Origin of the sequence: Acinetobacter sp. AOR18_HL (genome assembly GCF_027855145.1) — a bacterium.
Lineage (GTDB): Bacteria > Pseudomonadota > Gammaproteobacteria > Pseudomonadales > Moraxellaceae > Acinetobacter > Acinetobacter pittii.
Genome location: NZ_JAKTIG010000085.1, coordinates 97,973 through 112,004, shown reverse-complemented (window position 1 = coordinate 112,004; position 14,032 = coordinate 97,973). Strand labels below are relative to the sequence as shown.

The following is a 14,032-nucleotide window of genomic DNA, read 5'->3' as shown; positions in this document are numbered from 1 at the left end:
GGCAGAGTAAAACTTGAAGTGCGACATAAACCACCTAATTAATTTAAAGGGTTTATGGAGTATATAAAATTGTCATACCATCATCTTAACTTTGAAGATCGTACTGCATTAATGCTTGAGTCAAGAAAAGAAGGCTTTTCAGCCAGAAAATTTGCTGAACTCATTAAAAGACATCCTAGTACGATCTATCGTGAGCTTAAAAGAAATAGCATCAATGACGTTTATCAAGCTCGATATGCTTCTGATAACACCTTCGCTAGACGTAGACGTGGTCACAGAAAACTCAAAATCGATTCAATCCTCTGGAAATTTATTGTTGAAGCGATCCGTTGTTTATGGTCTCCTCAGCAAATAGCAAAGCGTTTAAAGACATTTCCTGATTTGGATCAAACAATGAATGTAAGCCATACAACGATTTATTCAACGATACGAGCATTACCCAAGGGTGAGTTGAAAAAAGACTTATTATCCTGTCTGCGTCATGAAAATAAAAAGCGAAAAGCTAACGGTGAACCTAAAAAAGATTCTATATTACAGGATATTAAAACTATTCATGAGCGCCCAGCCGAAGTTCAAGAAAGAAAAATACCGGGTCATTGGGAAGCTGATTTAATTAAAGGTAAAGACAATAAAAGTTCGATAGCAACACTTATTGAACGAAATACACGGCTCTGTATCTTGGCAACATTACCTGATGCAAAGGCAGAATCAGTGCGCAAGGCTTTAACTGAAGCTCTGAAATATTTACCTGCAGAACTGCGTAAAACGTTGACCTATGACCGTGGACGCGAGATGTCAGAACATAAAATACTCGAAGAAGATTTAGGCATAGATGTATATTTCTGTGACCCACATTCACCTTGGCAAAAAGGCACATGCGAAAATATGAATGGTTTAATTAGGCAATATTTACCTAAAGGGATTGATTTAAATCAGGCAGATCAGCATTATTTAAATCAAGTTGCCATGTCACTGAATACTCGTCCTAGAAAAGCGTTAGATTGGCTTACACCATTAGAGAAATTTGCTCAGCTTGTTGATTATCATAAGACTTTTCAAACTGTCGCACCTCATGTTTGAATTCGCCCTGCCTTTAATCATTATCGACGAATAATCATGCAGGTTGCTGTTGCATAGGCGTACAGTTTACCTTCCTCATCAATAATCTTTCCTTCAGAAATAGCTAAATTTTTACTTAAATTAATAATATTGCCTGTTGCAATTAAAGTCTGATTTTTGGGAATAGGGCGGCACATTTTTACGTTAAGGTCGATTGTGCCGTAACCTACACCGGCAGGTAACATCGTATGTACTGCACAGCCAGTCACTGAATCTAGAACTGTAGCAGCAAAACCGCCATGTACGCCACCGAGTGGATTTAAATGGTTATGATCTGCTTGAGCTTTAAAAGTAACAGATCCTTCTGAAATTTCAGTAGGTTGCATAGGTATTGTTTTACTAATGCTGGCAGGTGGAATATGGCCTTCTACCATTGCTTGTAAAAATTCAAGGCCAGTCATTTCCATCGGATTTTTCATTTTTGGGGTCCTTTAATTCTTAAAGTTCTAAAATGGAACTTGATATTAGCCTATTATTAAGTTATCGATAAGTCAATTCTATAGTTAAAGATTGAACTGATAAGTTGAATCTTAAAAACTTGTCCAATTAATATAAAGTTCCTTTATTATAAAAATTGAATTAAATGAGTTACATAATGAATTAGATAGATAAGCGGGTCTTCTTATACACTATAAAAAATAACAGGAGCATAAGGACAATGCTTTTTAAAATTGCACTAGCAATGATGGGTTTTGCAGCGAATTCTGTATTGTGTCGTTTGGCTTTGGCAGGCCAACATATTGACCCAATGACTTTTAGCCTCATACGAGTAGCAAGTGGTGCAGTTGTTTTATTAGGACTGTTTTTATATTCAAAATCGTCTCAAACCAAAGTCCAATGGAGTTTAAAAAACGCATTTTTTCTAGCGGTTTATATTTTGGCATTTTCATATGCTTATCTTCAAATCGACGCTGGGATTGGTGCTCTTTTATTGTTTGGAGTTGTACAGCTGACTATGGTGCTTTATGGCTATTGGCAGGGTGAGCAGATTGGCATGTACCGTGGTATAGGCCTATGTATTGCTTTAGCTGGAATCAGTGTTTTGTTATTACCCGGTACTCATGTGCCTGATTGGGGATATGCTCTAATTATGGTGATATCTGGTTTGGCATGGGCGGGATACAGCATCGCGGGTCGCAATATGACGCAGCCTATTGGTAGTACGTTGGCAAATTTTACGCTAGCTGTGCCAATGGTTTTGTTGGCGAATGTATTACTTGCCCAAGATCGCTACATTGACGTGCAAGGATGGATCTTAGCGATTTTGTCGGGTGGTGTCACTTCAAGCGGGGCTTATGTACTCTGGTATGCGATTTTGAAGCATATTGATAGAGTGACAGCGAGTACAGTACAGCTAAGTGTGCCATGTTTGGCGATTATAGGTGGAAGCCTATTTGTAAATGAGAGTGTGACAGGGCGAGTGATTTTATCGAGTTTTATGGTTTTATTTGGAATTTTATTAGTTATTTATGTAAGACCTCAAAAAGCTAAAAATGCATAAGTGAATGAAAAAAAAGGGTTCTCTCAAGAGAACCCCTTTTATGCAAAATGCAGATTATTTCGCAGCTTTTTCAGCTTCAATTGAAGCGATAGCAGCGTCTACACCTTCAATTGAGTCAGCAGCTTTTTTGATACGAGCTAACGCATCAACGAGTACTTCGTCAGCTGTTGCATATGAAATACGCATAAAACCGCCTAAACCAAATGCATCACCAGGAACAACTGCTACGCCAGTTTCTTCTAGTAACCATTCAGAGAACTCTGTGCAAGATTTTAAGCCTTTTGCACGAATAAGAGGACGAATGTTTGCATAGGCATAGAAAGCGCCATCAGCAGGTAAGCAAGAGATACCTTTAATATCATTTAAGCCATTTACAACTAAGTCATGACGGCGTTTAAACGCTTCAATCATAGGTTGTAAAACGTCTTGTGGACCATTCAATGCAGCTTCAGCAGCAACTTGCGAAATAGAAGTTGGGTTAGAAGTTGACTGTGATTGGATCTTTTTCATTGCACCAATGATTTTCGCTGGACCGGCTGCATAGCCAATACGCCAACCTGTCATTGCATATGCCTTAGAAACACCGTTTAAAACAATCGTGCGGTCATATAAATCAGGTGCAACAGTTGCGATGTTGTAGAACTCATCTTCCCAACGAATCGGTTCATACATATCGTCAGATGCAACAAATACTTGTGGATGACGACGTAAAACTTCAGCTAAAGCTTCTAATTCAGCTTTGCTATAAATCATGCCTGTTGGGTTAGATGGGCTGTTTAATACAACTAAACGAGTGTTAGGTGTAATAGCAGCTTCTAATTGTTCAGGAGTGATTTTGAAGCGTTGGTCTTCGCCACATTTCACAATGACTGGAGTACCTTCAGCAATAATGACCATATCTGGATAGCTTACCCAGAAAGGTGCTGGAATAATAACTTCATCGCCTTTGTTTAATAGAGCAAGTGCCAAGTTAAAGAAGCTTTGTTTACCACCACAAGAAACCAAGATCTGGTTCGCTTGATAATCAAGATTATTATCACGCTTGAACTTAGCAATAATTGCTTTTTTTAACCCAGGAGTACCATCTACAGCCGTATATTTGGTGAAACCATTATTAATCGCTTCAATTGCAGCATCTTTGATGTGTTGAGGGGTATCAAAATCTGGCTCGCCAGCACCTAAACCAATCACGTTCTTGCCAGCAGCTTTAAGTTCAGCAGCTTTGTTTGTTACAGCAAGTGTAGGGGACGGTTTGATAGCATTGACACGATCAGAAAGACGTACGTCCACGGCAATATTCCTCTTATGGGATTAAAAAATAAAAAGCATACTATCTTATCGCAAAAATTAAGCAATTTGCGGATACGGGTATTTTTAGATGTAAAAAAGTTTAATTTAAGAAGATTCTTGTTGCTGTTTTACTCAATTGAAGCTTTTTTGAAAAGAAATGATAAAAATCATTTATAATAGGTCGCAATCGAAATTTCGAGAATGAATCATGACTGAGCAACAGCCAAAACAGAAAAAGGCTTTGGTGAAATTGCCATTCCCAATGCCGAATGAAAGCAATCAAGCAGATGATGCGGTACACAACCAAGTGCGTCCAAAACCAGAGCAATATGCGGATAGAACATGGATGCCTCCACGTGGTACGCGTCGTTCTATGGGAAAACGCTAATTTTTGAAAAACAGGCAATATGCCTGTTTTTTATTGATTGAATAAAATTTCTTGATAATAACTTTTTTTCTTTTGATACATGTGATGGTCTGCTCGTTTTAACATGTCCTCAATCTGTTCATTTGTTTGAGTGGTTGCATGTCCAATTGCAATAATTACTGGATGGCTTGAATAATATTGATTGTCGATATTAAAAAGCTCCTGAATCGTTTGAAGCATGATTTGAACGTGCGCTTCATCTGCACCTGGCATTAAGATCACGAACTCATCACCACCGATTCTGGATGCAGTATAGGCTGTATTTGAAATAGCCTGACTTAAAATATTTCCAACACGGCGTAATAAACCATCTCCAATATCATGCCCAAACTGGTCATTTGTTTCTTTTAATCCATTCATATCTAAAAAAATTGAAGAAACTGGTCGAATAATACTTCGGTTTAAGCGATTAAGTTCCTCTGTAAAAAAAGCACGGTTATATAGTTTGGTAAGAACATCGTGTTGCCCTAAATATTCGAGATAGTTTTCCGCTTTTTTCCGTGCAGTAATATCTGTCAGTGCAACTTGTACTAATCCCCAAGTCTCTTCATATCCCGGAAAAACGGTAAATTGAAGCAAAACATTTCTTATTTGGCCATCTAAAGCGTAGTTAACGGCTTCACGTTTATGATGGATATTGCCTTGCCATAACTCGATGAGTTGTTCTCGAAAGGTTTCAACCATTTCTTCAGCAAAAATCTTATGTGTATTTCTTAAAAGTGTCGACTTATCAGGAGCTTTAAATAAATCTATCGTGGCCTGATTAACATCTAAAATTAAAATATCTTCTACACACTGGCGGACAAACTCAGGATGAACATCTAGAAAAGTTCTAAAATCTTCAATTCCCAATAGCCTAAGTTGATCAATTCTATTCTTTATACGGCTGAAATCCTCGACCCACAGTGAAGTAGGTGAGTAGATAAACATAGATTCAGCCAGTCGACGATTTTTTTCTTCCTGACGGAGTGCATTTTGATAAGGGGTAATATCTTCTGTAGTAATTAATACACGTTCAAAGGTAGATTCAGAACCAGGTAAAATAGACCCTCTTAACTGAACATCAATACGTTTGCCTGATAAGGTGTAATTCACGGTAGTGCTTGAAAAATGGGTTTTGCCATTCCATAACGCTTCAAGCTCATAAATATGTGATTCGAACATTTCCTTTTTAAAAATAAGATTCAAATTTGAATATAGTTCTTCGTGGGTTGTTGCTTCAAAAAGTTCTAAAGTTTTTTGATTAACACGAATAATTTTAATTTTATGAGCACATTCAATAACTAAGTGTTTATTTTGATTTAAAAATTCATGGAGGTTTTCAATTCCTTGCTTTCTCCATAAATCAAATTGTTGTTTAACTTCACTGAAATCCTCAATCCACATTGGAATTGGGCTAAGGTCAAAAATCGAAGAATCTAAAGTTTCCATATGTTTCTTTAAGTATTCAGTTTGCCTTAAAGTATAATGAGAAAAATTAAGATTTGGGAGGATAAAGAGTTTAAATATATTAGAATAATTAAAAATAAAAGGATTAAATGTAATTAAAAATAAAATAATGAGAAAGCAGAGATTATCTGCTTAACTCATAAATTCATAAGAAAACTTAACGATTAATAGGGTGATCAATGTTTTTTTCACCACGCCATAACTTAATAAAATCTTGCTCATCAAAATCGTAAAGTTCCATCAGTGCAACAACAGCACTCACAAAAATCATGGCACCTTCAGAGTTTCCATGAAGATTGAAAATTTTACCGTTTAACTTCCCTAAAATATCACTAAGCTCATGATCACGGCCTCGTCCATAACGATCTCGTGGGTACAACTCTTCATTTAAGACAATAAGAGCTATTGCTTTTTCAGCATCTGATAAATCAGTTTTATCTAAAGCTTCTTCAAATGATTCACTGCCATGATTAAAGTAAAAAATAACTTCATCATTAATGAAACTTTGTACCATCTTTTGAGTTAAAGTCGGAAATTGAGATACTGCATTATCTTCTACATAGGGTTTAAAAGATTCCGGAAAGATAACGTTGTGATAAATCCCTTTAAAAAGAGGAGCGATTTCAGAAACTTTATAGCCTGCGATGCCACAACCTAATGCAGTAATGAAATATTTCATTTTAGGATGATTTTTTGTGTATATCTTAAAGTCTTCAACATAATGCTGAATTTGTGAAAGTGGCATTTGTTGAATGTGTTCATTTAAAGTTGGAATTGCAAAGCTTTGACCAGCCCAGCCACGACCTACACCTTCAACTGCTCCGAAGTGCTGACTTGCAACGCGCGCTGCACCACTACCGTGTTGTCCAGCAAGATTACTTCCAAATACAAAAACTGTATCTTCGGGAAGTTCAGTTACAATACTTTCATCATGATATTGATAGGTCATGGTTATACTTTTTGTTTAATGGATAGCTTCATGTTGCAACCGATTAGGGTATTGGTCAAGTGTTAAGATGCTTAATCTTTTACATTGAATTTTCAGCTCAATTTAGACTTTAAATTAAGATAAAAATCCCCATTAAAAGGGGAGACGTTAAATTCAATTTTTCATAAAGAGAGATAACTTTGAACGAAAATCAACCTTTTGATTTGGTCACTCATTATCAGCCAGCAGGTGATCAGCCACAGGCCATTGAAAAGCTGGTAAATGGTATCGAGCATGGTTTTCGTAATCAGTTATTGCTGGGTGTAACTGGCTCGGGTAAAACCTATACCATGGCGAATGTGATCGCTCAAACACAGCGACCTACAATTGTGATGGCTCATAACAAAACTTTGGCTGCCCAGCTTTATGGAGAGTTTAAAGCGTTCTTCCCTAATAATGCAGTTGAGTATTTCGTAAGTTACTACGATTACTACCAGCCCGAGGCTTACGTTCCATCCTCAGATACTTTTATTGAAAAAGATGCTGCCATTAACGATCACATTGACCAGATGCGACTATCAGCAACACGTGCTTTATTAGAGCGTCGTGATGCAATTATTGTGGCCTCGGTTTCTGCAATTTATGGTTTGGGTGACCCAAATGCTTATATGCAAATGTTACTGCATGTGGTTGAGGGCGACCGTGTAAGTCGTGATGAAATTATCCGCCGTTTGGTTGAAATGCAATATACGCGTAATGAACTTGAGTTCTTACGTGGTACATATCGAATTCGCGGTGAAATTATTGATATTTTCCCTGCCGAATCTGATCAACATGCGATTCGTATTGAACTATTTGATGACGAGGTCGACTCGATCCGTTGGTTTGATCCGTTAACGGGTAAAATGGTTCGTAAAGTTCCACGTGTTACGATTTATCCAAAAAGCCACTATGTAACGCCGAAAGATCATCTAACTCGTGCTATTGATACAATTAAAGATGAGTTACAAGATCAACTTAAATTCTTCCGTGAACATGACAAATTGCTGGAAGCCCAGCGTATTGAGCAGCGTACCCGTTATGATTTAGAAATGATGCAACAGTTGGGCTATACCAATGGTATCGAAAACTATTCAAGACATTTGTCTGGTCGTCCAGCTGGTGAAGCGCCTCCAACTTTATTTGATTATGTACCAGAAGATGCATTGCTGATTATTGATGAGTCACATGTTACAGTTCCGCAAATTGGAGCAATGTATAAAGGTGACCGATCGCGTAAAGAAAATTTAGTGAATTACGGGTTCCGTTTACCAAGCGCACTTGATAATCGACCAATGAAATTTGAAGAGTGGGAACGCATTGTGCCGACGACCATTTTTGTCAGTGCAACACCTGCTAAATATGAGCTAGAAAAGTCTGACCAAGTGGTTGAACAGGTGGTACGTCCAACAGGACTAATCGATCCTGAAATTGAAGTTCGTCCTGTATTAACTCAAGTTGATGATGTTCTTTCTGAGATCAATATTCGTAAGAACCTAAATGAACGTGTGTTAGTGACTACTTTAACAAAGCGTATGGCGGAAGATCTGACTTCTTATTTAAAAGAATATGGGGTTAAAGTCGCTTATTTACACTCGGATATTGATACGGTTGAACGTGTCAAAATTATTCATGAGTTACGTACAGGTGTATTCGACGTTTTAGTCGGTATTAACTTGTTGCGTGAAGGTCTCGACATGCCAGAAGTTTCTTTAGTTGCTATTTTAGATGCAGATAAAGAAGGATTTTTACGTTCAGAACGCTCACTCATTCAGACAATTGGTCGTGCCGCGCGTAACGTGAAAGGTAAAGCAATTTTATATGCTGACCGAATTACTGATTCTATGCAAAAAGCAATAGATGAGACTGAACGCCGTAGAGCTAAACAAATTGAGTTCAACGAGTTGCATGGTATTACGCCACGTAGTGCTGTTCGTCAGGTCATCAAAGAAATTGATTCAGGCGAAGTGCTTTCAGACGACGAAATTGATGAGAAGGTGCTTGAACAAGCACAAGCTTTAAGTGCTGACGAAAGACATATTCTCTCTGATCCAAAATTGTTTAGTAAGCATATTACTAAGCTTGAAAAAGAGATGTTAAAAGCTTCGAAAGATTTACAGTTTGAGCAAGCAGCACGGATACGTGATGAAATCATTCGACTAAAAGCGCAAATGTTGCAATAAACGAATACATAACGCTACATAATGTGTTTAAAAAACAAGCTACTGTAGATATTTGAGTTCTTTTGTATTCACAACTAATCGTTGAGGGCAACAATGGCATTTCGAAATAATGTTCCGCAAGCCAGCTGGCGTTTGGCTAAAATTGCGTTGGGCGGTGTCGTTCTGGCTGGTTTGGCTGTTGGAACCTATGTCTATGCCCAGCCGAAACCCTTACAAACTGTCTATAAAGTTGAACTAGACCGATATTTAGGTGTTTGGTATGAAGTCGCGCGTAAGCCTGCATTTTTCCAGAAAAAATGTGCTTATAATGTATCTGCAACCTACACCTTAAACGAAAATGGAAATGTAGTAGTAGATAATCGCTGCTACGATAATAGAAAACAATTACAGCAATCTATCGGGGAGGCCTTTGTGGTTAACCCGCCATATAACACCAAATTGAAGGTAAGTTTTTTACCGGAAGCTGTAAGATGGATTCCGGTAATCCGTGGGGATTACTGGATTTTAAAGCTAGATGAAGACTATCAGACTGTTTTGGTTGGGGAACCTTCACGTAAATACCTTTGGGTGTTATCAAGAGACCCTCATCCAGAGCAAGAAGTGGTAGATGAATATTTAAATTATGCAAAAACATTAGGTTTTGATATTCGAGATATTATTCGTACAGAGCATAAAGAATAGTGGTATATGTCTGTTTAAGAAAAAACCATGTTTTTACATGGTTTTTTCTTTTTTATAGTGGATAAACCAAGTATTGTAGTGAGTTATTTTTACTAAAGTCTAAGAGGTTTATGATGTTTAAGGGCGTGATCTTCTCTGTCATGGCATCATTCACTTTTGGTGTACTTTATTTTTATACTCAATTATTAAGCCAGCTAGATAGTGAGCAAACTTTTGGATGGCGGATTATTGCAACACTACCGTTCCTTACTTTATTTATGTGGTGGAGTGGTGATTTAGCTTATATCAAAAATATCTATCAACGTATTTTGGCTAAACCTTCTTTACTATTATTGTTAATCACAACCTCTATTTTAACCTCAGTACAACTTTGGCTTTTTTTGTGGGGGCCGATGCATGGGCGTGGGTTACAAGTCTCTTTGGGATATTTCTTATTACCGCTGGTTCTTGTCTTAGCTGGAAGTGTGTTGTATGGCGAAAAAATATCAAAATTTCAATGGGTAGCAATTATTCTTGCAGTCATTGGTGTTAGCCATGAGATATGGCGTTTAGGAAGTATTGCGTGGGAAACTGCATTGGTAGCAGTTGGATATTCTGCCTACTTTTTATTACGTAAAAAAATTAAAACAGATAATTTAGGGGGCTTTTGGTGGGATTTGGTCATTATTATGCCCGTTGCGATTTATTTAACGCATACAGGTTTGCTGCCATACAGTAAATTTATAGACCAACCAAGTCTTTCTTTGATCATTATTGGGCTTGGAATTTTAAGTGCTATTGGTCTGGGAAGTTATATTCTGGCAAGTCGCTTTCTACCTTTAGTTGTGTTTGGACTCTTAGGATATTTGGAACCTGTATTACTTGCTTTAGCTTCTTTAGTTTTAGGGGAGAGCATTGGTCAAGAAGAATGGTTCACTTATATTCCGATTTGGTGTGCTGTTTTTGTACTCGTTTTAGAAGGGGCAATTCATCTTTATCAACAACGGCAAAAAGCCCAAAATCTGCAACTTAATATCACGAAATATCAAAAAAGATTAAAAAATGATGAGTTCAATTAGGTTGTCAGAACCTAAAAAGTAAGAAAAAGCAAAAATTTAGCTGCTTTAAACAATAAGATAATAAAAAATAATTATAGGTATTTTATGAATTTATGATGAATTTTAGGAAAATCTAGTCACTAACGTCAGCTTTTGATTCATTCTTGCCAATAATTCCATTACAATTACGGGGTTTTAAAAATCACGCCTAGATATAATTAATTAGAGGACGTATCTGTGAGCAAAGACACTATCATCGCCCTGCACGCTGAACACCAAGGCCGTTGGAAAAACCGTGAAGAAATCGCGGAACGTATGATTGCATTAATCGGTCAATTATACCGTGAAAAAAATATTGTCGTATCTGTTTACGGTCGCTCTTTAATTAACCGTTCTGTTATCCAAATTTTGAAAACTCACCGTCGTACACGTGTTGTAGACGTTGAACTTTCTGTTGTAAACACATTCCCAATTTTAGAAGCTTTAGCAAAAGTTGAAAATATTGGTTCTGCAGAAGTTGATATCGGTAAACTTGCTGTTGAATACAAAGAAAAAGGCGGTGATGTTGATGCTTTTGTTGCTCAATCAGTTGAGTCAATCAAAGGTAGCGCAACTTCTGAACAACCTAAAGATGTAGTTCTTTACGGTTTTGGTCGTATTGGTCGTATCTTGGCTCGTTTAATCATTAGCCAATCAGGTTTAGGTCGTGGTTTAAGCCTTAAAGCAATCGTTGTACGTAAGTCTTCGGACGGTGACTTGGCAAAACGTGCTTCTTTACTTCGTCGTGACTCTATTCACGGTACTTTCGCTGGTACAATTTCTGTTGATGAAGAAAACGAAGCAATCATTGCTAACGGTAACTTCATTAAAGTCATTTATGCGTCTAGCCCAAGTGAAGTTGACTATACTGAATACGGTATTGAAAACGCACTTTTAATCGACAACACTGGTAAATGGCGTGATGCTGAAGGTCTAAGCCAACACTTGAAATGCCCAGGCGTTGCACGTGTTGTATTGACTGCACCAAGTAAAGGCGAAATGAAAAACGTTGTATTTGGCGTAAACAACACAGATATCTTAGATGAAGACAAAATCATCTCTGCTGCAAGTTGTACAACAAATGCAATTACTCCAATTCTTAAAGTATTGGATGACAAATATAAAGTTCTTAACGGTCATGTTGAAACTGTTCACTCATTTACAAATGACCAGAACTTAATCGATAACTACCATAAAGCAGATCGTCGTGGCCGTGCTGCTACTTTGAACATGGTAATTACAGAGACTGGTGCAGCTAAAGCAGTTGCTAAAGCATTACCTGCATTGAAAGGTAAATTAACTGGTAACTCTGTACGTGTTCCTACACCAAACGTATCTCTTGCAATCTTGAACTTAACGCTTGATAAAGAAGTTGATCGTGAAGAAGTGAACGAATACATTCGTCAAATTTCGATTAACTCTAACCTTCAAGGTCAAATTGGTTATACCAACTCGACTGAAGTTGTATCGAGTGACTTTATCGGTTCTCGTACAGCAGGTGTATACGATGCTCAAGCAACGATTACTTCTGGTAACCGTTTAACTGCTTACGTTTGGTACGATAACGAAGTTGGTTATAGCTGTCAGGTATTACGTATTGCTGAACAAATGTGCGGCGTAAGCTACAAAAAAATCCCAGCAGAATTGAATGCTTAAGATCATTTAACGATCTATAAAATATTTTCACAAAAAGACCCAGTTTAGACTGGGTTTTTTTACAACCGTACAAAATATATGCTGACTATTTTTTGTAAATAAATGAGAATACAAATTAAGGAAAAAAAGAAAATAGTAAGGGATAGGAATTGTCGCAGTTTAAACGTTTGTTGGTCGTTTTTGTATTCATCATTATTGCCAATTTATGTGGTGTACTCATTGCAATATGGGTATTTAAGCACTTTAATATTTATATTCCACTGAAAAATCAGGCAGTTGCTATTGATTTACAAGAGCCTCTACAGGTTAAGGTTAAAGTACAAGATGCTTTAAATGTGGATGTAAAGGGGCGCGTAAATGCCAGTATTCCAATTGATGAGAAACTGAATATTCCTTTAACACAAACATTAACTCCGCGTGTTTACTTCGATAATATGGTGCCGATTAGCACAACCATCCCGGTCAAAGAAACATTAAAAGTTGAACAAAATCTACCAATTGATACTAAGGTTCAGGTGCGAGTTTTAGGCCGTGATATTACGTTGCCATTAAAAGGAACGATTCCATTAAAACTTGATGTGCCAATTGATATTAATGTCCCGCTTGAGCAAAAGGTTCATTTAAAATTTGATGCCCCAGTACGCACGGTATTAAAAGAAAATCTACATATTCCTTTAAAAGCAAGATTAGACACGAATATCCCAATCGAAGGGAATTTAAATGTACCTGTTAAAACTGCATTAAATGCTTCGGTTGATGTGAAAAATACTTTGCCTGTTAAGATTGCAAATGGTGAGTTAAAGATTCCTCTGTCCACTATGCGATTAAATCGAGTATTAGGTTCAGAAACATCACAAAAGACAGCTGATCAATAGGGTGGATGCTAATGTTCCGTTCACTCAAGAGTATGTTAATTAGTTTCTTTTTAATGATGATACTTGCCGCTATTATGTTTTGGGTGTATCTCAATATTCAAGCAAATTTAGTCGTTTCGGCTCATAATGCCGATATTAGTTTACCTGACTCTTTAGAAACAAAAATTCAAGTTGGTAATACTTTGCAGGTTCAGTCTATTGGTAAACTTGATACAACTTTAGATATAGATCGCCAATTAACTTTACCCCTAAAAGGGAAATATTTGGCAGATTTAAATTTTGCTGTAGAAACACCTATTACGGTAAGTGTCGATTATTCAACGACTCTAAAAATTGATCAGGTTATGCCTTTAGAAACCACCACAGATTTGGTTTATCAAAGTAAGTTTTTACCAAAATTTCCACTTAAATTAGATATCCCTATTAAATTAGATGTGCCTTTTAATTTAAAACGTAGTTATACCGTTCCCGTTAAAATTGTTTTTGATGGTCCAGTTTATTTTGAATTCGATGAACCTGTAAATTTATCGGTGAAACATCAGTTTAAACCAAGCCTAAACGTAAATGATCCTATGGAAATGGGGAATGTCTCTTCATTTAATGCCATCATGTATAATTCTGTGCCAAAAACAAAAGCAAATCTTGATATGCAAATGACCTTACCTCTGCGCAATGTTCATCCTTGATAATTAAATAAATTGACTAAATTTTATTTTTTATAAGGATCCTATTTGCAAAACTAAAAGCATATGCTGGATTAAAGATAAAACAGATCATTATAAATGGAATTGTTCCATTTTCTATTCGA

The 14,032-nt window shown here is 36.9% G+C and carries 13 protein-coding genes; 9 read left to right on the top strand and 4 right to left on the bottom strand.

The annotated features are described in order from the left end of the window. Positions 1–54 precede the first annotated feature (54 nt). Entirely contained in the window at positions 55–1,080 is a 1,026-nt protein-coding gene (locus MKL51_RS20915) for an IS30-like element ISAba125 family transposase (RefSeq protein ID WP_079265503.1), read from the top strand. Positions 1,081–1,100: 20 nt separating this feature from the next. Here MKL51_RS20915 and MKL51_RS20910 read toward each other — a convergent pair whose 3' ends face one another. Continuing rightward, positions 1,101–1,538 (bottom strand): PaaI family thioesterase, encoded by a 438-nt coding sequence (locus tag MKL51_RS20910; protein WP_032007007.1) that lies wholly within the window; start codon positions 1,536–1,538, stop codon positions 1,101–1,103. Positions 1,539–1,777: 239 nt separating this feature from the next. On the opposite strand from MKL51_RS20910, the gene MKL51_RS20905 reads away from it, so the two are divergent. Then, complete coding sequence (locus MKL51_RS20905) at positions 1,778–2,620, top strand: DMT family transporter (RefSeq protein WP_032007008.1); 843 nt, start codon at positions 1,778–1,780, stop codon at positions 2,618–2,620. 54 nt (positions 2,621–2,674) lie between these two features. Here MKL51_RS20905 and MKL51_RS20900 read toward each other — a convergent pair whose 3' ends face one another. Next, complete coding sequence (locus MKL51_RS20900; protein ID WP_002118408.1) at positions 2,675–3,910, bottom strand: pyridoxal phosphate-dependent aminotransferase; 1,236 nt, start codon at positions 3,908–3,910, stop codon at positions 2,675–2,677. A 208-nt stretch (positions 3,911–4,118) separates the two neighbouring features. On the opposite strand from MKL51_RS20900, the gene MKL51_RS20895 reads away from it, so the two are divergent. Then, complete coding sequence (locus MKL51_RS20895; protein WP_002118942.1) at positions 4,119–4,298, top strand: hypothetical protein; 180 nt, start codon at positions 4,119–4,121, stop codon at positions 4,296–4,298. A 30-nt stretch (positions 4,299–4,328) separates the two neighbouring features. On the opposite strand, the gene MKL51_RS20890 is transcribed toward MKL51_RS20895, so the two are convergent. Both MKL51_RS20890 and MKL51_RS20885 read right to left on the bottom strand, forming a co-directional pair. After that, entirely contained in the window at positions 4,329–5,768 is a 1,440-nt protein-coding gene (locus tag MKL51_RS20890; RefSeq protein WP_032041973.1) for a sensor domain-containing diguanylate cyclase, read from the bottom strand. 175 nt (positions 5,769–5,943) lie between these two features. Then, on the bottom strand, positions 5,944–6,735 hold the full coding sequence (locus MKL51_RS20885; protein WP_002118650.1) for an A1S_2505 family phage non-structural protein: 792 nt from the start codon (positions 6,733–6,735) through the stop codon (positions 5,944–5,946). Positions 6,736–6,914: 179 nt separating this feature from the next. Between MKL51_RS20885 and uvrB the strand changes: the two genes are divergently transcribed. The 6 genes from uvrB to MKL51_RS20855 all read left to right on the top strand — a co-directional run bounded on the left by uvrB (position 6,915) and on the right by MKL51_RS20855 (position 13,910). Further along, on the top strand, positions 6,915–8,936 hold the full coding sequence (uvrB, locus tag MKL51_RS20880; RefSeq protein WP_002118463.1) for an excinuclease ABC subunit UvrB: 2,022 nt from the start codon (positions 6,915–6,917) through the stop codon (positions 8,934–8,936). A gap of 93 nt (positions 8,937–9,029) precedes the next feature. Beyond that, entirely contained in the window at positions 9,030–9,617 is a 588-nt protein-coding gene (locus MKL51_RS20875) for a lipocalin family protein (RefSeq protein ID WP_017402788.1), read from the top strand. A 110-nt stretch (positions 9,618–9,727) separates the two neighbouring features. Beyond that, the gene (gene rarD, locus MKL51_RS20870; protein WP_080973528.1) at positions 9,728–10,675 is read left to right on the top strand and encodes an EamA family transporter RarD; all 948 of its coding nucleotides are present in this window, start codon (positions 9,728–9,730) and stop codon (positions 10,673–10,675) included. A 216-nt stretch (positions 10,676–10,891) separates the two neighbouring features. Next, positions 10,892–12,349 (top strand): glyceraldehyde-3-phosphate dehydrogenase, encoded by a 1,458-nt coding sequence (locus MKL51_RS20865; RefSeq protein WP_002118702.1) that lies wholly within the window; start codon positions 10,892–10,894, stop codon positions 12,347–12,349. A gap of 149 nt (positions 12,350–12,498) precedes the next feature. Continuing rightward, positions 12,499–13,224: a hypothetical protein gene (locus tag MKL51_RS20860; protein ID WP_017399267.1), complete on the top strand. Its 726-nt coding sequence runs from the start codon at positions 12,499–12,501 to the stop codon at positions 13,222–13,224. Between the two features lie 11 nt (positions 13,225–13,235). Then, positions 13,236–13,910: a hypothetical protein gene (locus MKL51_RS20855; protein ID WP_005073191.1), complete on the top strand. Its 675-nt coding sequence runs from the start codon at positions 13,236–13,238 to the stop codon at positions 13,908–13,910. Positions 13,911–14,032 lie beyond the last annotated feature (122 nt).